We start from the raw sequence: 19125 nt of genomic DNA, 5'->3' as shown, positions 1-19125 counted from the left end.
CCTGGCCGAAGGCTGGGTGGTGGAGACTCCACCACCCTCGCTCCCGAAGCCAGTGACTCCCAGGGGCGCGCGGGCTACTTCGACGACGCCTTGCCCGCCTCGCTGGCCGGAGCCTTGGGGCAGCTGGCCCCGGTGATGCGCACGAGCCGGCCGGGCGTGGGCGCCACCAGCGCCTTGCCCCGCGCCTTCCAGTGCTCGATGAGCCCATCGCGCAGCGTGAGCGCCTGACGCTCACCCAGGTCGATGCTCTCCGGCGCCAGCGTCTTGAGCACGTCGTCCAGTCCACCACCGCCCCGCGCCAGGAAGTCCGGCATCGCCACCCGGAAGCGCTTGTTGGCGGGCAGCGGCTTGCCGTTCGCCAGGGTGACGGAGGCCAGCTTCGACACGCCGTTGCACGTCTCGACGCGCACCTTCAGCCCCGACACCTGGTAGATGCCCTTGCGCGCATACGCCGCCTCCAGCAGCCGCTTCAGCTCCTCCGTCGACACCGTCAGCACCGCGATGGTGTTGTCGAAGGGCAGCACCTCGAACAGCGCGCCGTAGGTGAGCTCCCCCGCGGGCAGCTCCGCGCGCAGGCCGCCGCTGTTGAGCAGCGCGATGTCCGACTTCGACACGGCCCGCAGCGCGTCCGACAGCACGCTCCCCAGCGGGCTCTCCGCCTCGTAGTTGCGCGTGAGCGTCTCCGGAACCCTCACCCCCAACGGCCGACGCTGCACCTCCTCCACCTGCGCCAGCGCCTGGGAGAGCTGCGCCTCCATCGCCGCGTCCACCACCACCGGCTGTCCCCGGAACGTCGCGGGCGCCAGCTCCACCTGCTTCGTGTCCTTCAGCTTCCGCTCGTCACACGTGCCCACCGTCGAGTCCACGCGCACGCACACCGGGATGGAGCCCTCCAGCTTGCTCTTCTCGGGCAGCACCTTGCGCGTCACCGGGTCCACGTAGAGGTCCACGAGTCCGAAGGCGCGGCCCTTGCCCGACGTCTCGATGACCGGCGTGCCCCGGATGAAGTGGCCCACGGGCTGGTGCGTGTGCCCGGCCACCACCGCGTCCAGCGTCCCCTCCGGCAGCTCCTCCAGCAGCTCGACGATCTCGCTGTCCCCCCGGTCGCACGAGGAGGCATCCCGAGGGTTGTCGTGCCGCTTGCACACCGCGCCCGCGTGCGCCACCGCGACCACCACCTCGGCCCCGCGCGCGCGCAGCGCCTGGGCCGTGGCGAGCGCCACCGGAGCCAGCGGGGCGAAGCGCAGGCTCGCCACGTTCACCGGGTTGGTCACCTGCGGCGTGTGCGGCGTCGCCAGCCCCATGATGCCGATGCGCACCCCGCGCCGCTCCACCAGCAGCGTGCCGTCATTGCCCAGCCACGTCGGCACCCCGCCCGTCTGGCTGTCCGTGACGTTGACGCCCATGATGGGGAACTTCGCCTGTGCGATGCGCGCCTTGAGCGCACCGAACGGGTCCTCCCCGTCAATCCCCACCGAGAGCGGCCCCGCGGGCCCGAAGTCGAACTCGTGGTTGCCCAGCGCGGAGGCCGAGTAGCCCAGCGTGTTCATCGCGTCGATGACCACCGCCCCCTCGGTGAGGTTGGAGGCGAGCGTGCCCTGGAAGAGGTCGCCTCCATCCAGCAGCAGCACGCCGTCCGGGTTCTCCGCCCGGAGGATGCGCAGGTAGCCCGCGAACGCGGCCAGTCCGCCTTGCTCCACCGCCGCGCCGTTGGGCAGCGTGGCGCGGGAGGGCATGACCCAGCCGTGCAGGTCGTTGGTTCCCACCACGGTGATGCGGAGGGGCTCCGGCGCGACTTCCGCGGCGCTCGAGCGCGCGGGCGGTGGCACCTGGGGAGCGGCCTCCGGCGCGGGGGGCGTGGAGGCACAAGCGGCGAGGAGGGCGGACAGCAGCCCGAAACGGAAGGGACGCGTGGAGGAAGTCACACGCCCGTCTAGAACGGGCTCCCCGCCAGATTCAAGGGCCCTCGCTTCCAGGCGTCACCGCACCGGAAGCGAGGGCCCACGTGAGACGATGTGGCTAGTTGCGCACGCGCAGCAGCAGCTCGGCCTGCATCGGGCTGCGGCGGCTGGTCGCCGTGCCGAAGCGGTTGTTGTTCGAGCGCCACTGCTCCTGGACGAACGTGACGTCGCTGTTGTTCAGGACGTTGAAGAGGATGAGCGTGAGCTCCATCTTCGTCTCCTGCGTCTTCACGATGCGGTTCAGGTCGTAGCGGGCCTGGACGTCGAACAGGAACTGGCTCGGCTGGCGCAGCTCGGAGATGGCGGCCGGGTCATTGAAGTCCGGGATGCCGTTGGCGGTGTTGTAGGCGTGGCCCGTGCCGCGCGGCGAGCGGACGACGCGCTGCCGGTCGACGGAGCCTTCCTGGAACATCCACATGGGCGCGCCCGTGCGGTAGTTGAAGCGCACGCCGAAATCGAGGCCGAACGTCGTGGTGTAGCCGACGGCGCCCTTGATGGTGTGGCGGATGTCCTCGGGGGACGGACCCTCGAAGAACTTCTTGAAGCGCGGGTTGGCGCCGTAGCCGTCGAAGTAGTCGCCCACCGTGCCGTTGCTGAAGCCCAGGGTGTAGCTGGCCAGCAGGTCCCACGCGCCCGTGCGGCCCTGCGCCCACAGGTCGATGCCCTTGTAGTCACGCCACGCCTCGTCCGGGTTGTGGATCTTCACCACCGTGTGGGCCACGTTGTCCACGTAGCCGATCACGCGCTGACCGGACGGGTCCCAGATGCGGTTGACCTCCTCGTCCACCCACATGTTGTTGTACTTGCGGTAGGTCAGGTCGGTGCCGATGACGGCGCCCTCGCTGATGGCGTGGTGCAGGCCGAGCGACAGCTCATCCACGCTGGGCGGGGTGTGGTTCTTCTTGTCGAAGGTGCGGCCGGAGGCGCCACCCGCGACGCTGCACTGCGTGTTGCCGACGGTGTCGGGCGCACAGTCCGCGAACGCGCCACCCGCGAAGGTGGACCGGACCTGGAGCAGCTCGGGGTTGGCGTGCTGCGCGATGAAGACGTCGCCGACCTCGTTGGAGCGGCCGTAGTGCGCCTTCACCAGCGTGCTGCGGTTGCCGAAGATGTCGTACGTGGCCGAGAAGCGCGGGCCGATGCCCACCAGGTTGGTGATGAACTGGTTGTTGTCACCGTACAGCCGGCCCACGTCCGCGCGCAGACCCGCCACCAGCGTCAGGTAGCGGTTGACGTTCCAGCGGTCCTGGATGAAGGCGCCGGTGGTCAGCACCGAGGCCTCCGTGGTCAGCGGCGCCTGCACGCCCTCGCTGTTGTAGAAGTCGATGCGCTCGTTGCAGTACTGGAACGTCGACGGGTCATCCGGGTTGCACTCGCCGTTGCGGTCGTTGAAGCGGCGGTTGCCAATCACCTGCGCCGTCTTGTCGCCGCTCAGGTAGCTGATCTGCACGCCCGCCTTCATCTGGTGGTTCTTCACCTTGAAGAGCAGCGTCGGGTCGAACTGGAAGCGCATGCGCTCTTCCGTCACCAGGTTGCCCACTTCGTTGCGCAGCGCGCCGGCGTTCCGGTACGTGGTGCTGTTGTAGATGTGGGCGATGTCCTGCGAGTCCTCGTCCATCGGACCGTTCCAGATGTCCTTGTAGGTGATACCCGTCTGGAGCTGGAACAGGACGTTGTCCGTGAAGCTGCGGTCGTAGTTGAGGATGGTGAAGAAGCCGCCGCGGTCGATCTTCGTCTCCGCCTCGGGGGAGGCGAACGTCGAGGAGACCTGGTTGGTGATGTTGTTGTTGTCGTAGTTGAACGCCAGGGACACGCGGTCCTTCGGCGTGGGCTGCCAGGTGAGCTTCAGGCGGGCCAGGCGCGTCTCGGTGTCGGACGGGCGGTTCTCCTCACCCAGCGGCGTCTCGCGGTGGGAGAAGTTCCACTGACCGGAGAAGTAGAACCAGAGCTTGTCCTTGATGATGGGACCGCCCACGCCGACCAGCGGGCTGTAGAAGGCGGTCTCGGACAGCGGGACCTCGTTCTGCGTGTAGTTGGCGACGTTGGGGTTCTGGTTGGCCGCGCCGCGGTACTTCGCGTTCGCCCACGCCGGCGACAGGATCATCGTCACGTCGTAGGTGAACTTGTTGGAGCCGCTCTTGCTGACGACGTTCTCGATGAGGCCCAGCGAGTTGTACTGGGCATCCAGGCCGCCCGTGATGACCTCGAAGTTCTCCACCGCGTAGAAGCTCATCGGCGAGCTGATGCTGCCGTCGACGACGTCGGACGTGTCCATGCCGTCGATGTAGAACTTGCCGTAGCGCGACAGGCCGGCGCGGAGGCTGGGCGCGTTGCCCTGGCCGACGCCCGCGACCAGCTGCGGCATGGCCTGCACCTGCGTGAAGACAGGCGAGGTGGCCGCCTTCTCCGCCGTCATCACCGCGCCCGTCTGGGCGGAGTCCGGGTTGATGATGGGGTTGACCTTCTCGACGATCTCGTAGGTGGCCACCGCCTGCGTCTCGGTGAACACCTCCAGCTTCACGTCCACCTGCGAGGCCTGGCCCAGGAGGACGGTGATGCCCGTCTTCTTGATGGGGGCGAAGCCCGGGACGTTGACCTCCAGGACGTAGTTCTCGCCCGGGGGCAGGGTGTCGAACTCGAAGCGGCCGTCCTCGCCGCTGGTGCGCGACTGGGGCTGCTGCAGCGCCGGGCCGCTCACCGTCAGCGGCACCTCGGCGAGCGGCGCGCCCGTCGGGTCATAGACGTAACCGGCCATGCGGCCGTAGTTCTGACCGGCGGCGAGCGCGGGCAGGGGAAGCGTCGCGAAGAACGCGACGAGCAGCAGCGCGAGCGCGCCACCGCCTCGGAGGAGGGAGGTCTTCATGGAAGGGCTCAGAGCAGGGGAAGAGGAGGCGCTCACTGGTTGCTCCCGACGACGAAGAGCACGCCGGCGTAGCGATTGACGGTGGCGAGGTCGAGCTCGGTCGGCGCGCAGGCATCGACGCACAGGCCGGTGTAGCTGGAGGCGGGCTTCGCGGCGGTCGCGGTGAAGGTGCGCAGGCGCACGACCGGCGACCAGCCCTCCTCACCCGGGGCGGCGGCGAACAGGTACGCGGGCGTCTCCGACGTGGGCGCGCCCGTCGGCGGGCTCACCAGCACGCCGTCCATCACCTTCAGGTTGCCCTTGTCGTCGACCGGCACCGCGCCACCTTCCAGGTAGGCGAGCTGCAGGCCGCGGTACCAGCCGCCCTTGGAGGTGAAGGTGGACTCGGGGCTGAGCTTGTTGACCAGCGCCGTGAGGTCGATGATGGCGCGCAGGGCCACCGTGGTGCCCTCGCCGGCCGCGCCGCCAAAGGCGCCCTTCGTGAGCGAGGCGGCGTCCTTGATGGCGTTGCACTGCTCGCCGCCGGTGCCCGTCCACGCCGCCACCTTCACCAGGGGCAGCACGGGCGGAGTGGTATTACCGGTGACGGTCAGCGGCAGCGCGGTGAACAGCGGCCACTGCTCGTTCTCGGGGTACAGGTCGTTGCGGAAGTCGAACTCCGGCTTGCCGGTCCGACAGCCGTCGGCGAAGTCGTAGGAGGTCGCGCTCACCCGGCTGGCGGGCAGGTACGGCCGGCCGGCCTCATCCACGGGGACACCCGCGGTGGTGATGGCGCCCTTGTCATCCTTGCGCTCGGTCGCCACCTGGCCCAGGTTGAAGAAGGGCACCTTGGCGCCCTTCACCATGGCATTGGTGGTCCGGTACGTGCCGCTGGTGGCGCGGAACTTGGTATCGAAGTTGGTGGCGTCGACTGCGCCCTGGTACTTGTCGCCGACCTCATCGGTCGACTCACCACACCCAACAACACTCAGGGCGGCGGCGAGCCCGAGCGCACACTTCATCTTTGTCTGCACGGAAAGACCTCTGGGAAGGGGACGAGGTGGCGGCCCTGTACCACGACTGTCCCGTCCACTGGTATCGTGTGGGGTGTCTTCTATGTGACACCCCAATCGTTCTGCTTATGCAGTAGAATTACACCCAGGGGTCATTACTTCCTCGCCTGTGGTATGGGGCCCTCGGCATGTTCGCGCAGCACACAGACCCTCCCTCTCGCATCCTAGGCTTCGCCGCCTTCTCCATCGCCGTGCACGTCGGAGTCGCGGCGGCGCTGGGGTGGATTCTGAAACCCATCGTCGTCGAGGCCGAGGTGCCTATCGATGTGGTGCTGAGCCTCGTGAAGGCCGCGCCACCTCCGCCACCTCCTCCTCCACCCCCTCCCGCGGCGCGCAAGACGACGCCCCGGACGGTGGAGAAGAAGCCCAAGACGGAGATTCGCCAGCCGGTGGAGGTCAAGCCGGTGGTCGACCAGAAGCCCCTGGAGCCAGAGCCGGAGCCGGAGGCCCCCGAGCCGGAGGCCCCCGTCGAGGGCGGCGTGGAAGGGGGCGTGGAGGGTGGCGTCGCCGGGGGCGTCGTGGGCGGAGTGGTGGGAGGCGTCGTCGGTGGCGTGGTGGGTGGGACGGTCTCCGAGCCGGTGAAGCCCAAGAACGTGCCGCCCTTCGTCATCGCGCGTGACGTGGTGCGGCAGACGCCGCCGAAGCTGTCCGAGGTGTTCAAGCAGGGCCACCGCGGCCAGACGCTCCAGGGCATCTACAAGGTATGCGTCGCCACCAACGGCAGCGTGTACGAGGTGACCCCGGTGAAGTCGGTGCCGGGCGCGGATGACGACATCATCCAGGGGCTCAAGAACGGCTGGGAGTACAAGCCGCAGAAGGTCCCTGTGTGCTTCCTCTACAACATCCCCATCACCATCCAGTAGCGCGTGGAGGCACGGCGTTCTGTCCCGCCGTGCCTTCGTGACGGGTCCGTGACCTAGACGGCGGAGAAGATGTCGCCGAGCGTGGCGAGCATCTGCTTCGAGTCCCTGATTCGGAACGTCGAGGCGGTGAGCCGCGCCGCCTCGATGCGGTCGACGCGCAGCATGCGGACCGCGCCGCGCAGGTGGTCCCAGACGAGCAGGAACCAGGCGGGCCAGCTGAGCAGCAGGTAGTGCGGCTCCACGACGCGCACCGTGCTCACGTCGTTCGTGCGGTAGGTCAGCTCCAGGGCGTGCTGCTCGAAGAACGCCTCCTGGATGGGGCGGAGCACGGAGGTCGTCGGCGGCTTCCAGGTCGCGGCGATGTTCCGGGAGCTGGGGCCGACGAGAATCCTCCGACGCAGTCCGCTCACCCGGGCGCGGTCCTCGGGCGGGAATGACGCGGCGAGCTTCTGCCGCAGGCCCTTGAGGGTCGACAGCAGCAGCGGAGAGCGCAGCTGCTCCGCGAGCGCCAGGGCGAGGAGCAGGTCGAGCACCTCGTGGGCATCGAGCTGCACGCGCCCCAGCCCCGTCCGAGGCGGCACGCGCACCCCGCCTCCTCGCCCCGCGTCCGACTCGATGGGGACTCCGCGTGCCTCGAGCCGCGCCAGGTCCCTGCGGACGGTGCGCACGCAGACGCCCAGCTCCTCCGCCAGCTCGGCGGCGGTCCAGGAAGGACGGGAGGCGAGCAGGCCCAGGACGCGGTCCAGCCGGTCGATGACGGGTTCACGCTTCAAAGGTGACTCATTCTGTCACCTTTTCAGGAGAGGTTCATGGGGTCGCGAACGAACGCGACCACGACACGACGGAGTGGACCATGAGCTTCTTGCGCGGAATGAGCACCTTGACGCTGTGGGCGGAGAACCTGCCGGAGGCGACCCGCTGGTACACGGAGCTGCTGGGGACCGAGCCCTACTTCCGCAGTGAGGACGCGGGCCGGGGGCCGGGCTACGTCGAGTTCCGCATCGGTGACCATCAGCACGAGCTGGGCATCATCGACCGGCGCTTCGCCCCGAAGGGGCTCGAGCTGGGCAAGGGAGGCGCGGTCGTCTACTGGCACGTGGACGATGTCCCCTCGGCGCTCGCGCGGATGCTGGAGCGGGGCGCGCAGCTCCTCGACGGCGTCCGGGAGCGCGGCCCGGGCTTCGTCACGGCCTCGGTCATCGACCCCTTCGGCAACGTGCTGGGCCTGATGTTCAACCGGCACTACCTGGACATGCTGGGGGCTCGCGATGGCGCGCGCTGAGCGGCGGGCGGTCGAGGAGGCGCCGACGCGGACGTTCCGAGGCGCGGCGGAGTTCGAGGCGTGGCTCGACGAGCACGGCGGCGCTCGGGCCGGGGTCTGGTTGAAGCTCGCGAAGAAGGGGACGGGGATTGCCTCGCTGACGGATGACGAGGCGGTGGATGTGGGGCTGTGCTTCGGCTGGATTTCCGGCCAGCGGAAGTCGCTCGACGAGCGCTACTACCTCCAGAAGTACGTGCCTCGCAGGCCGCGCAGCCGGTGGTCTTGCGTGAATGTGCGCAAGGTGGAGGTGCTGCTCGCCCAGGGACGGATGCGGCCGGCGGGCCTGGCCGAGGTCGAGGCCGCGAAGGCGGACGGGCGCTGGTCCGCCGCCTACGAGTCGCAGCGGAACGCCACCGTCCCCGACGACCTGTCCGCCGTGCTGGCCGCGAATCCCCAGGCGGCGCGTGCCTTCGAGTCCCTGGGCAAGACGCGGCGCTACTCGCTCATCCTCGAGGTCGTGACGGCGCGCACGGAGGCGGGGCGCGCGAGCCACGTGCGCCGCGTCGTCGAGTCGCTCGAGTCCGCTACCGCTTCCGAGGCGCCGCGCCCGAAGCGGGCAGCACGTGGAGGGTGAAGGACAGCTCGGGGCCGAACGCGGTCCCCGCGCGCTGCATGCGCCAGCGGTAGGTGGCGAGGCCGGGGACGGTGGGCGCGGTGTGCGTGAAGGAGAACGTCTTCGACTGTCCGAGCAGGAGGGCGTCACCGGCGTCCAGCTCCAGGTGCGCGGTGCCATCCAGGGAGATGCCCCGGGTGTCATTCGCGGCGCTCCACTTCGTGGTGCCGGTGTTGGTCACCGTCACCGTGCCCTGGAAGACCTGGCCCGCCTGGACGGAGGCCACCTCCGTGCCGGGGCGCACGAAGCCCGCGTCCAGGGGAGGCGTGTCCAGGAAGGCGCCGAGAATCTGCTGGCGGAACGGAAGGAGCGTGGAGGTGTGGGTGGTGGAGGCGCCGTAGAGCCTGGGGTCCCCGGGTTGCGGCGGCGGGAACAGCAGGTCGTTGCTCTGCACGAAGCGAGGGGACCCGATGGGGAAGGTGCCCACGCCGCCTCCCAGGTCGCGCCCCTTGGTGTGCTCATGGCAGCCACCACACGACAGCGACTCCGCGCGCGCCACGATGTGGTGGGGTGACAGGGGGCTGCCGATTCGCTGGAGCTCCGCCTGGAGCGCGTCGAAGAACGGGTTGGGGGTGGGGGCCTTGTTGAACTGCGCGATGAAGTCGTCCACGCCGTCGCGCATGAGCTGCGGGCTGCTCTGGGCGGCGTTGTAGATGTCGGGGACGACGTAGTTGAAGCGGTGGAAGTCCTCGACGGCGAGGCTCGCGACCTGGGTGATGAAGTGCTCGCGGAAGCCCACCGCGAGGGGCGTGGTGTTCAAGGCGTTGAAGAAGTTCCCCCGGGGCGTGGACTTCGTGGTGACGGGGATGAAGCGCAACGTGCATCTCGTCGCATCGCACCGGTGCTCGAGCTTGAACTCGCGCAGCAACCAGGGGGAGGGCTCGTTGACACCCAGTTGCATGAACTGATTGGTGCGAAGCTGGCCCGCGCCCGTGGGGTTGTCGCCATAGTGGTGCGGGTGGATGACGGGGTTGCGGTCCGAGCCCACGCCCTCGAAGAAGAGGGCCTTCACGAGGCGGCCGCGCTGGAGCGGGTCATCGACGGTGGAGAGGTCCGCCCACGCCCGGGCGACGGGACGACACCCCTCCAGCCCCAGCTCGGGTGTGGGGTTGGGGAGGACGCCCTCGAAGATGAAGCGGTTTCGCGAGCGGGCCTGCGGGGCCGGAACGAACCGGGCGAAGGACATCCGGTACTCGCCGCAGTCGGCCCCATCCGCGGGGGCCAGGTCGAAGCGATTGAAGAGGCCCACGAGGACGTAGCTGTCGATGGACGCGGGCGTCCGGTCGGTGGCGTCGATTCCCTCGATGCTCCGACAGACATACGGCGCGCCGTTGAGGGTGTTGCCGTTGTCGGAGCAGTGCGGACCGCCGGGCAGGTCGGCGGCGCCGGGCGCGGGGTTCTGGGTGTCCCAGAGCTGGCGGAAGAGCTGCTCCGCCGTGAAGCCCGACGGGCCCGCCTGGCTGACGAGCTGCTCGAACACGCTCCGCGCCGTGATGGTGGAGACGATGGCGTGGTCGGTGATGGCGAGCGAGCGCAGCGGGTCCAGCATCGCCGCGGTGCGGGAAGGGCGATGTGCCAGGGGCGTGGAATGAAGGCCCCCGCGCTCGGAGTGGAGGGCCTCCGCGGCGGCGGGGCTTCCCTTCAGCAGGAGAAGTCCCGCCCACAGCAGGCAGGTCGAGAATGGGGATGGGGCAGGCATGGCCAGGAGTCCGTGGAGGGCCCGCCAGTAAATCAGCGCGCTGGGAGGCCGCGGCTCCTGTCCTGCTCAGCCAGGGGCGACTGTCCTCTGTCTGTCATTTCCGCCACGCGTCATACAGGCCCTGCTCCCCCGAGGGCCGCAGGGCCCGCACCGGGATCGACTGTGATTGAGGCGGCAGGGCCATCTGCCCATAGACCCTGGCGGTGGAGAGGCCATGGGGTTCGCCGTCCTCGTTCGAGTAGGCGTAATAGACGGCCTGGATGCCGCACAGGTGCATGGCGGCCAGACACATGGGGCAGGGATGCCCGCTCGCGTAGATGATGCAGCCGTCGAGCCGCGCGCTGCCCAGGTGCTGACTTGCCCGGCGGATGGCGAGCAGCTCCGCGTGCGCGGTGGGGTCCTGGGTCTGGTTGATTTCGTTGACCGCGCGGGCAATCACCTGTCCCTCCCGCACCAGCACGGCCCCGAAGGGACGTCCTCCCGTCGGGATGTTGGCGCGGGCCAGCGCCAGGGCCTCGCGCATGTGGGCTTCGGCCGAAGGGGTGGGCTCCATCATCGGCCTCCGGCGGCGACCAGCATCTCGGCGATGGCCGTCTGGTTGCGCTCGCGGGCATGCTGGAGCGGCGTGACCCCACCCCGGTCCGCCAGGTTGACGTCCGCGCCCCCGTCGAGCAGCAGCCGCACGATGGCCTGGTGACGCGGGCCTCCGTCGCTCAACAGGATGGCCTCGAGCAGGCCCGTCCAGCCCAGGTTGTTGATGTGGTTGGGGTCGACGCCCGCCTGGAGCAGCGTCCTCACCACCTCCACGTGGCCTCGCTCACACGCGGGAATCAGCGCCGTGCCACCATAGCGGTTGGTGCTCTTCAGGTTGGCGCCCGCCTCGAGCGTCAGGCGCAGGATGTCCAGCTCGCCCCGCGCGCCCGCCAGCAGGTAGGCGCTGTCGAGCTGGCGATTCTGGAGATTCACGTTGGCGCCGGCCTGGATGAGGACGCGGGCCACCTCCACGTGGCCTCCCGCGGTGGCCAGCAGCAGCGGCGTGCTGTCCGACGCGTCGCGCACGTCCACTGGCACGCCTTGCTTCAGCAGCTCGGACACCTTCGCGGCGTCACCTTTGGACGCGGCCTGCAAGAGCTGCTCGGCGCTCTTGGGGTCCTTGGAGTCGGGGTTGCTCGCGACGGCCGCGGCACCGCAGCCCATCACGACCATCGCGGCGAAGGCCGCCCACAGGTTCGTCAGTGACATGTCTGCTCCTCCTGGCGTCTCCCTGTAATCCCCGGGGGTGGCATTGGGAAACGAAATGGCTCACTGCCAACCAGTGGCATCCTGAATAATGAACAGGCGCCTCTCGAAGGCGGCCAGGAGTCAGGAATGGACCTTCTCTTGCTGCGCAGCTTCGTCACCGTCGTGGACACGGGGAACTTCACGCGAGCGGGCGAGCGCCTGCACCTGACCCAGTCCACCGTGAGTCAGCAGGTCCTCCGGCTGGAGCAGAGCCTGGGGTGTCGCCTGCTCGACCGGGGCCCGCGCCATGTCGTGCCGACGGAGGAGGGGGAGCGGCTGCTGGGGTATGCCCAGCGGCTGCTGCGCCTGGCCGATGAAGCGCGCGAGGCGCTGAGCCCGGTGCACGGCGACAGCGCGCTGAGGCTGGGCGTGCCGGAGGACCTGGGCGGTGAGGCCCTGATGCCATTGCTCTCGCGCTTCTCCTCCGAGCGGCCTCGTCTGCGGCTGGAGGTGGAGAGTGGGCTGAGCCATCACCTGCTGCGCTTGTACCGCGCGGGCGAGCTGGACCTGTTGCTGGTCAAGCAGTGGGGAGCGGACAGCGATTGTCATGCGCGGTGGCCGGAGCCGCTGTGTTGGCTCGACAGCGCGGCGAACCCGGTGACGCGCAAGCCGGGCTCGGAAGCGCTGCCGCTCGTCGTGTTCCCGGTGGGGGCCTTGTACCGGCAGGAGATGATTCGGGCGGTGGAGGCCCAGGGACGCCGCTGGCGGGTGAGCTACTCCAGCTCGAGCCTCGCGAGTCTCGGCGCGGCGGTGCGCGCGGGGCTGGGCGTCAGCCTGCTGCCCGCGGGCAGCGTTCAGTCGGGGCACCGCGTGCTGACCGAGGCGGAGGGCTTTGCGCCCGTGGGAGGGCTCGAGCTCGTCCTCCATGCGCGCTCGGAGCTCGACAGCACGGGCCGCGCGCTGCGGGACCGGCTGGTGGAGGCGTGTTCCCGGCGCGCGGCGTCGCAGGCTCGCGCGAGGTAGTGCGCTGGAGGCACGCCCGCTGCCCGTGGGAGCGGCGGCGGGGGTGACAGCGGAGCGGGAGCGGTCCCTACCTTGAGGGCTGGACAGCTCACGAGGGGGGACTCATGAAGACGCGCATCGCGCGACATGTTCATTCCATTCACTGCATCCTGCCGCCCTATCTGCTGCGCTCCATCGCCGAGAATGGAACGCCGCAGCAGCGCGTGAAGGCGCTGCGCACCGTCGCCACGGACAGCACCTTCCGAGCGCTGCGCTTCGCGGGGGGAAGGGTGGCCGCCGCCCCCGCCGTCCGCCGCGTGCCGGCGATGGTGGTGGAGTCCCAGCGGCAGCGCGCCATCTACGACTTGAAGGGCGAGGAGGCCTTCCCGGGAACGCTGGTGCGCACGGAGGGGCAGGGGGCGTGCGGGGACCTCGCCGCGGACGAGGCGTATGACGGCCTGGGGGCGACGTATGACTTCTTCTGGGACGTCCTGGGCCGTGACTCCATCGACGGGGATGGGATGTCATTGCAGGCCTACGTCCACTACGGGAAGGACTACGACAACGCCTTCTGGGATGGCCGCCGCATGGTGTTCGGCGATGGAGACGGGGAGCTGTTCAACCGGTTCACCATCGCGCTGGATGTCATCGCGCACGAGCTGTCCCACGGCGTGACGGAGTCCGAGGGCCCGCTGTGGTACTTCCGCCAGGCGGGAGCGCTGAACGAGTCGCTCTCGGATGTCTTCGGCTCGCTGGTGAAGCAGCGGCTGCTCGGGCAGACGGCGGACCAGGCGGACTGGCTCATCGGCGCGGGGCTGCTGGCGGAGGCCGTCGAGGGCAAGGCCCTTCGCTCGATGAAGGAGCCGGGGACCGCGTTCGACGACGACGTGCTGGGCAAGGACCCGCAGCCGGGCCACATGCGCGACTACGTGACGACGTGGGAGGACAACGGCGGCGTGCACATCAACTCCGGCATCCCGAACCGGGCCTTCTACCTGGTGGCCATGAACCTGGGCGGCCGCGCGTGGGAGCGGGCGGGACGCATCTGGTACGAGAGCCTGAGAGACCCTCGCATCGTCCCGGACACGAGCTTCTCCGACTTCGCGCGCATCACCGTCATGGCCGCGACGCGGCTGTACGGCACGGGCGAGGAGGAGGGCGCGGTGAAGCAGGCCTGGGAAGAGGTGGGCATCCGCGTCTCGCGAGACCGGGTGTCGGTGCCTCAGTGGGGCCTGGGCACGGATGGAATGCAGCAGCCCGGAGCGTGAGCCATGGCGCCGAGCGGTGTTCGTCTCCAGCTCTCACAGCAAGGGGGGCTCGCGGCCTTCCCGGGACTCGCGCGGCCCCGGAGCGTGGAGCTGGATGCGCTCCCCGCCGAGGAGGCGCGGGCACTCGAGGACAGCCTGCGCGCCGCGCGCTTCCTCGAGCTTCCGCCCGTGGTGGGCTCCGCCACGCGAGGCGCGGACCAGCGCCGCTACACGCTCACCGTGGAGGAGGCGGGGCGCCGCCACACGGTCCAGGTGGTGGAGCCCGTGGAGGATTCCCATTTGCGGGAGCTCTTGTCTCGCGTGAAGAGCGCCACACGCCGACGGGGTGGCTGAGCATTGTTTGATCAACCCCGAGGACACGGGAGTCGAAGACAGGCAGTGAGGACGGCGGCCGGGCCTTTCTCTTTCCAGGAGCACCCGTGTCACTTCGCTCTCGTCTGTCCTGGCTGGTCCCCCTGTTGCTGGTGGGTTGCGGTACCGATGTCCCTGAATCCCAATTCCAAGACACTTCACCACCGTCGTCCCATTCCGAGACACTCTCCGCCGAAGACCTCTCACGTGTCAGCACGGGGGACCCGCTCCAGCAGTTGCTCGAAGCCGAGCATGCCGCTGGGATGCCGGGGGCCTTCGCGGAGGTGTGGGAGGGGACTCAGGTCTGGCGGGGCGCGGTGGGCGTCGCGGATGTCGAGACCGGCCGTCCCATGCGGCCGGGGTTCCGGCACCGCGTGGGCAGTCTCACCAAGAGCTTCGTGTCGACCGCCGTGTTGCAGCTCGTGGGGGAGGGGCGGATTCAGCTGGATGCCCCCATCGGGGCCTCTCTGCCGGACGTCGTCCCCGGAGAGCTCGGGACGCTTGTCACGGTCCGGATGCTGCTCAATCACACCAGCGGGTTGGGGGACTATCCCGACGCGATTCTCGTCACGCCCGAGGACTTCGAGAGCGTGCGTCGCCGGACCTTCACGCCTCGGGAATTGGTGGCCTACGGACTGGCCCTGCCTCCGACGGACGTGCCCGGGAAGCGCTACTCCTACTCGAACACGAACTACATCCTCGCGGGGTTGCTCATCGAGCGCGTCACGGGCCGCTCTCTCGAGGACGTGGTGGAGCGGCGCATCCTGCGGCCCTTGGGATTGCACGACACGTACTTCCCAGGAACGCGCATGCATGTCCGAGGCGCCCACTCCAAGGCGTACGTCCCATGGGCGGACGGGACGCTGCGGGACTTCAGCGTCTACAACATGTCGTGGGGCTGGGCGGCGGGCGCGCTGGTGTCGACTCCGCGGGACATCAATCGCTTCTACCAGGCGCTGCTCGGGGGCCGGCTGTTGGCGCCGGCCCAGCTCGCGGAGATGCTGACGCCCGTGCTGACCCACCCGAAGGCGGGCTACGGCCTCGGGCTCTCGTATTCGGTGCTCGACTGCGGGCCCGTCTGGGGACACACGGGCGGGTTGCTCGGGCACAGGACCTTCACGTTCCACCGGGCGGACGGCAGCCGTCGTGTCACGCTGGCGGAGAACCTGACCCGCTACGAGACCCCCGGCCAGCCGCACCCCATCAACCAGGCGCGCACCCGGTTCATCGTGACGGCGTTGTGTGGACCCTCCGCCGCATCCTCGCTGGAGGAGTGAGCGGGAGGCTCTTCGCGGGAGTCGAGGCCCGGCTGCGCTCTCGGGGCGCCCGGGCCTCGACGTGATGCGCACCCGCGGCCGGAGTGATGCAGGATGGCGTCATGCTCACGAGCTTCATGGTGACGTTGGTGCTGTTCGCGACTCCGGCGGGGCCTCGGACGTGGACGGTGTCGGGGCCGGATGTGACCTTCGAGATGTCGTCCGAGGACCTGCGCGGCCTGCGAAAGGGCCAAGAGGTCTTCGGCCTCCAGTCGCGCAAGGCTGAGTTCCTGGAGGGCTTCAAGCCGGCGGAGAACACGGACACTTCCAACTGGGAGGGCATGCAGTCGTTCCGGGTCCTGTCGGTGGTGGGGCCCTGGGTCAGCTACGAGCAGTCGGAGGGCGGCTACACGGGAGGAGCCCATCCCTATGCGGGCACGCGCTATGTCACGCGGGATGTGACGAAGGGCCCGGATGGCTTCTCCCTGCTCGACGTGTTCGGAGAGGAGGAGGTCGTGAAGGCGCTCAAGGCCGACGCCTTCGTGCGTAAGCACGTCACCGACGCGGCCGCGTTCAAGAAGGCCCGCACGGTGGCGGACTTGATGGAGAGCCTGGTGCCTGGCCAGGAGTGCGTGGGCTTCGAGTACGGGCTGGAGGCGGTGAAGCACGCCGTGGCGTTCCATCACCTGGAGCGCGGCAAGGTCGCCCTCCGCATCGCCTTCGGTTACGCCAATGAGGTGTGCCGAGGCAGCAAGTTCGTGGTGGGGTTGCTGCTCCCCATCCCTCCTGCTTTGCGGCCCGCGCTGGAGAAGGCGGCGCGCCGGGAGGAGGGCTTCCTGATGAAGGACCACAAGGCGGCGGGGGCGCCGACTGTCACGTTCACCTGGGAGCCGTCGTCCGCGCCGCAACCCTGAGCGCGAGGGACCTCGCTTCGTGTGTGTCCAATGGGAGCCGGCCTTGCTCCGCGCCGCTGGTGCCATCGCTCGGGGCATGCTCTAGACCTGGGCATCATGCGTTCGCGGACCTTGCTTGCTCTCGTTGGATTGCTCCTGGTGGTTCCCGCCAGCGCCGTGGAGGCGCGGCCCGTCAGCTCGGAGGCACAGCTCTGGTACACGGTGTCGGCACAGGGGAACATCTCCGAGTCGTTCCTGTACTACCTGGAGGCCCAGCCGCGTGTCAGTGAACAGGACGGCCGCGTCATCTTCCGCTCGGCGGCGGGCGTCCGAGTGCTCCAGGACCTGTCGTTCTGGCTGGGCTACGCCTGGGTTCCCATCTGGAACTGGGAGGAGCACCCCGCGCTGCGCCAGGGGGAGAGCCGGTTGTTCCAGCAGCTCTTCCTCACGCCCCGGTTCGGAGAGCTGAAGACCACCCTCCGCGCACGGGTGGAGCAGCGCTTTCTTCCCGGCACCACGGAGGTCTCGCATCGGGCGCGGCTGATGCTGAGAGGCGCGCACCCGCTGGCGGAGTCACGCCTGTCCCTGGTCATCTGGGACGAGGCCTTCTTCCACCTCAACACGGTGGACGGAGGCCCCCAGCGAGGCTTCGACACGAACCGCGCCTTCGTGGGCGTGAGCTGGAAGCTGGGGGCTCACAGTGCCATCGAGGTCGGCTATCTCAACGCCTATGTCCGCAGGCCGTCCGCGCAGACCGACCAGCTCATCCACGCGCTGGCCGTGTCCACGCCGTTCAACTTCATGTGACGGGCTGGGAGGGCCAGGTGAGCCGCACCTTCGTTCCGTGCGGCTCCAGGGCGGTGATGGACATCTCCCAGGCGAAGCGCCGCGCCAGTCGCTCCACGAGCGACAGCCCGATGCCGAACCCCGTGCGCTCCGGCTCCACCCGGCCGAAGCCCACGCCTGTGTCGCAGATGCTCCAGTCCTCGGGCGTGATGCGGATGTCGATGCGGCCCTCGCTCGTGTAGGCGAGCGCGTTCTTGATGAGGTTGCCCAGCATCACTCGCGCCACCGAGCCAGGCAGCGGCGCGAGGACCTCCGCTTCCGCTTCGATGATGACCGCCACGCTCCCTTGGGTGAGGTGGTCGCCGTACACCGCGACCATCTCGCGCGAGATGCTCACGAGCTTGCAGGACTCCTCGGAGGGGCCCGTCCGCGCGAGCCAGAGGATGCCCTCCGTCAGCAGGACCATGTGATGCACGGCCTGTCGCAGGCGGCCGAAGGTCTCCGCGTCCTTCGGCGGGTCCAGCTCCAGGATCTCCACCGCGCCTCGCGCCACGGAGAGGGGTGTGCGCAGCTCATGGCTCGCGTCCCGGTTGAACGCCCGCTCCCGCTCCAGCAGTTCTCGGATGCGCGCATCTCGAGCGCACAAGGCATCAGCCAGGGCGCGCACCTCGCTGACCCCGAGCCCTTCCGCCCGAGGCGGCGTGTCCGACTGGACTTGCGCCACCAGCGCCTCCAGGGGACGGCTGAGCCGCCGGGCAACGACGTGTGAGAGCACCGCGGCCCCCAGCAGGGCCAGCAGTGCACTGGCCAGCAGCAACCCGGCGGTCGTTCGCAAGTGGCGGGTCGTGCTCGCAAGCTCCGTCGTGTCGAAGACCACGTAGCGCGTGGGTCCCCCAGAAGGGTCGGGCCGCACGGCGACATGAAAGAGCCCGTGGCCCGGGGCGCGCACCTCCCGCTCGCGACGAGGCAGCTCCACCGGCAGCGCCTCCGCGAGCCAGGGCGGGAGGCTCTCGTGCCCCACGTAGGTCGTCATCCCCAGCGGGATGCTCTGTCCCGAGGGGCCCTGCTCGGCGGCCTGTCGGTTCGCCTCCGTGGCCACGACGCGCCCGAGGATGACGTCCTCCAGGTCGTAGCTGAAGAGCGTGAAGAACGCCCCCATCAGCAGGAGTGCCAGCGCCGCGGACATCGCCATGGCGCCGAGGAGGAGACCGCGGACCGACCTAGTCTTCGCGCGCATCCAGGCTGTATCCCTCGTTGCGGCGGGTGGTGATGCAGGCGCTCAGGCCCAGCTCCGCGAGCGCGCCGCGCAGCGCATAGACGTGGGTGCGCAGGGCGCTGGACTCCGGTGCGTCATCGCCCCAGAGGTGGTGCGCCAGCGTGGCCGTGGACACGGGCTCGGGCGCGGCCTCCATCAGCAGCCTCAAGATGAGCGCCTCGGTCCGGTTGAGGCGGGCGCTGCGCTCTCCCCGTCGGAGGAGTCCCGTGTCGGGCTCCAGCGTGAGGGACCCCGCGCTCAGCTTCCGCCCGCTCGGAGGAACAGGGCGTCGAGCCAGGGCCTCCAGCCGCATCCGCAACTCCCGCAGCGAGAACGGCTTGACGAGGTAGTCATCCGCGCCCGCGCGGAAGCCCTCCTCCTTGTCCTCGAGGGTGTCTCGCGCGGTCAGCATGAGGATGGGCACCAGACGGGGCGCGAGCTGCCGGTAGCGCTGACACAGCTCGATGCCGCTCATGCCCGGCAGCATCAGGTCGAGCACGATGACGTCGTACTCGTTCCCCAGCGCGAGCGTGAGCCCCTGGGGCCCCGTGGCGGCGAAGTCCAACTGGAAGTCCGTCCCCAGGAACCTCGCGATGTTGGCCTGGAGGTCGCGATTGTCTTCGACGACGAGCACTCGCATGGGGGGCAGGGGACCTCGAAGGGATGAGAGCGGCGACAGGTTACCAGCCCCTTCGTCAGGTGAAGGTCAATCGCGCGTTGA

18 protein-coding genes are annotated in these 19125 nt (G+C 69.3%); 9 read left to right on the top strand and 9 right to left on the bottom strand.

All coding sequences use genetic code 11. The features are described 5' to 3' along the window. Positions 1 to 74 precede the first annotated feature (74 nt). The 3 genes from MYSTI_RS29035 to MYSTI_RS29025 all read right to left on the bottom strand — a co-directional run bounded on the left by MYSTI_RS29035 (position 75) and on the right by MYSTI_RS29025 (position 5837). A complete protein-coding gene (locus MYSTI_RS29035) occupies positions 75 to 1925 on the bottom strand; it encodes a bifunctional metallophosphatase/5'-nucleotidase (RefSeq protein ID WP_015351382.1) in 1851 nt (616 codons plus the stop codon). Between the two features lie 94 nt (positions 1926 to 2019). Beyond that, positions 2020 to 4824 carry a TonB-dependent receptor gene (locus MYSTI_RS29030; protein WP_015351381.1) on the bottom strand — a complete coding sequence of 935 codons (2805 nt, stop codon included), beginning with the start codon at positions 4822 to 4824 and terminating at the stop codon, positions 2020 to 2022. Positions 4825 to 4856: 32 nt separating this feature from the next. Further along, positions 4857 to 5837, bottom strand: coding sequence for a hypothetical protein (locus MYSTI_RS29025; RefSeq protein ID WP_144370177.1), 981 nt, complete (start codon positions 5835 to 5837; stop codon positions 4857 to 4859). A gap of 167 nt (positions 5838 to 6004) precedes the next feature. Here MYSTI_RS29025 and MYSTI_RS43950 point away from each other — a divergent pair, with 167 nt between their 5' ends. Then, a complete protein-coding gene (locus MYSTI_RS43950) occupies positions 6005 to 6739 on the top strand; it encodes a hypothetical protein (RefSeq protein WP_015351379.1) in 735 nt (244 codons plus the stop codon). 53 nt (positions 6740 to 6792) lie between these two features. Here MYSTI_RS43950 and MYSTI_RS29015 read toward each other — a convergent pair whose 3' ends face one another. Next, on the bottom strand, positions 6793 to 7512 hold the full coding sequence (locus MYSTI_RS29015) for a helix-turn-helix transcriptional regulator (protein ID WP_015351378.1): 720 nt from the start codon (positions 7510 to 7512) through the stop codon (positions 6793 to 6795). A gap of 80 nt (positions 7513 to 7592) precedes the next feature. On the opposite strand from MYSTI_RS29015, the gene MYSTI_RS29010 reads away from it, so the two are divergent. Both MYSTI_RS29010 and MYSTI_RS29005 read left to right on the top strand, forming a co-directional pair. Beyond that, positions 7593 to 8021, top strand: coding sequence for a VOC family protein (locus MYSTI_RS29010; protein WP_015351377.1), 429 nt, complete (start codon positions 7593 to 7595; stop codon positions 8019 to 8021). Further along, entirely contained in the window at positions 8008 to 8634 is a 627-nt protein-coding gene (locus MYSTI_RS29005; protein WP_015351376.1) for a YdeI/OmpD-associated family protein, read from the top strand. Before MYSTI_RS29010 ends, MYSTI_RS29005 begins: the two co-directional genes overlap by 14 nt. Here the strand turns inward: MYSTI_RS29005 and MYSTI_RS29000 are convergent. From MYSTI_RS29000 to MYSTI_RS28990, 3 genes are all read right to left on the bottom strand, one after another. After that, on the bottom strand, positions 8585 to 10372 hold the full coding sequence (locus tag MYSTI_RS29000; RefSeq protein ID WP_015351375.1) for an NBR1-Ig-like domain-containing protein: 1788 nt from the start codon (positions 10370 to 10372) through the stop codon (positions 8585 to 8587). The two genes, MYSTI_RS29005 and MYSTI_RS29000, sit on opposite strands and share 50 nt — an antisense overlap. 94 nt (positions 10373 to 10466) lie before the next feature. Next, entirely contained in the window at positions 10467 to 10928 is a 462-nt protein-coding gene (locus MYSTI_RS28995) for a nucleoside deaminase (protein WP_233277993.1), read from the bottom strand. Next, complete coding sequence (locus MYSTI_RS28990; protein ID WP_015351373.1) at positions 10925 to 11614, bottom strand: ankyrin repeat domain-containing protein; 690 nt, start codon at positions 11612 to 11614, stop codon at positions 10925 to 10927. The genes MYSTI_RS28995 and MYSTI_RS28990 overlap by 4 nt, the downstream gene beginning before the upstream one ends. 126 nt (positions 11615 to 11740) lie before the next feature. Between MYSTI_RS28990 and MYSTI_RS28985 the strand changes: the two genes are divergently transcribed. The 6 genes from MYSTI_RS28985 (at position 11741) to MYSTI_RS28960 (ending at position 17170) form a co-directional block, all read left to right on the top strand. Next, positions 11741 to 12616, top strand: a complete 876-nt coding sequence (locus tag MYSTI_RS28985) for a LysR family transcriptional regulator (protein WP_015351372.1) — start codon at positions 11741 to 11743, stop codon at positions 12614 to 12616. A 104-nt stretch (positions 12617 to 12720) separates the two neighbouring features. Next, positions 12721 to 13863 (top strand): M4 family metallopeptidase, encoded by a 1143-nt coding sequence (locus MYSTI_RS28980; protein WP_015351371.1) that lies wholly within the window; start codon positions 12721 to 12723, stop codon positions 13861 to 13863. A 3-nt stretch (positions 13864 to 13866) separates the two neighbouring features. Beyond that, entirely contained in the window at positions 13867 to 14196 is a 330-nt protein-coding gene (locus MYSTI_RS28975; RefSeq protein WP_015351370.1) for a protealysin inhibitor emfourin, read from the top strand. Between the two features lie 86 nt (positions 14197 to 14282). Then, the gene (locus MYSTI_RS28970) at positions 14283 to 15491 is read left to right on the top strand and encodes a serine hydrolase domain-containing protein (RefSeq protein ID WP_015351369.1); all 1209 of its coding nucleotides are present in this window, start codon (positions 14283 to 14285) and stop codon (positions 15489 to 15491) included. Positions 15492 to 15592: 101 nt separating this feature from the next. Next, complete coding sequence (locus MYSTI_RS28965) at positions 15593 to 16384, top strand: hypothetical protein (RefSeq protein ID WP_015351368.1); 792 nt, start codon at positions 15593 to 15595, stop codon at positions 16382 to 16384. Between the two features lie 96 nt (positions 16385 to 16480). Next, positions 16481 to 17170: a DUF2490 domain-containing protein gene (locus MYSTI_RS28960; RefSeq protein ID WP_015351367.1), complete on the top strand. Its 690-nt coding sequence runs from the start codon at positions 16481 to 16483 to the stop codon at positions 17168 to 17170. Here the strand turns inward: MYSTI_RS28960 and MYSTI_RS28955 are convergent. Both MYSTI_RS28955 and MYSTI_RS28950 read right to left on the bottom strand, forming a co-directional pair. Further along, entirely contained in the window at positions 17163 to 18386 is a 1224-nt protein-coding gene (locus MYSTI_RS28955) for a sensor histidine kinase (protein WP_015351366.1), read from the bottom strand. The two genes, MYSTI_RS28960 and MYSTI_RS28955, sit on opposite strands and share 8 nt — an antisense overlap. Next, positions 18370 to 19044 (bottom strand): response regulator transcription factor, encoded by a 675-nt coding sequence (locus MYSTI_RS28950; protein ID WP_015351365.1) that lies wholly within the window; start codon positions 19042 to 19044, stop codon positions 18370 to 18372. The genes MYSTI_RS28955 and MYSTI_RS28950 overlap by 17 nt, the downstream gene beginning before the upstream one ends. Between the last annotated feature and the right edge of the window lie 81 nt (positions 19045 to 19125).

Origin of the sequence: Myxococcus stipitatus DSM 14675 (genome assembly GCF_000331735.1) — a bacterium.
Taxonomy (GTDB): domain Bacteria; phylum Myxococcota; class Myxococcia; order Myxococcales; family Myxococcaceae; genus Myxococcus; species Myxococcus stipitatus.
This window is presented reverse-complemented; position numbering and strand designations above follow the sequence as displayed.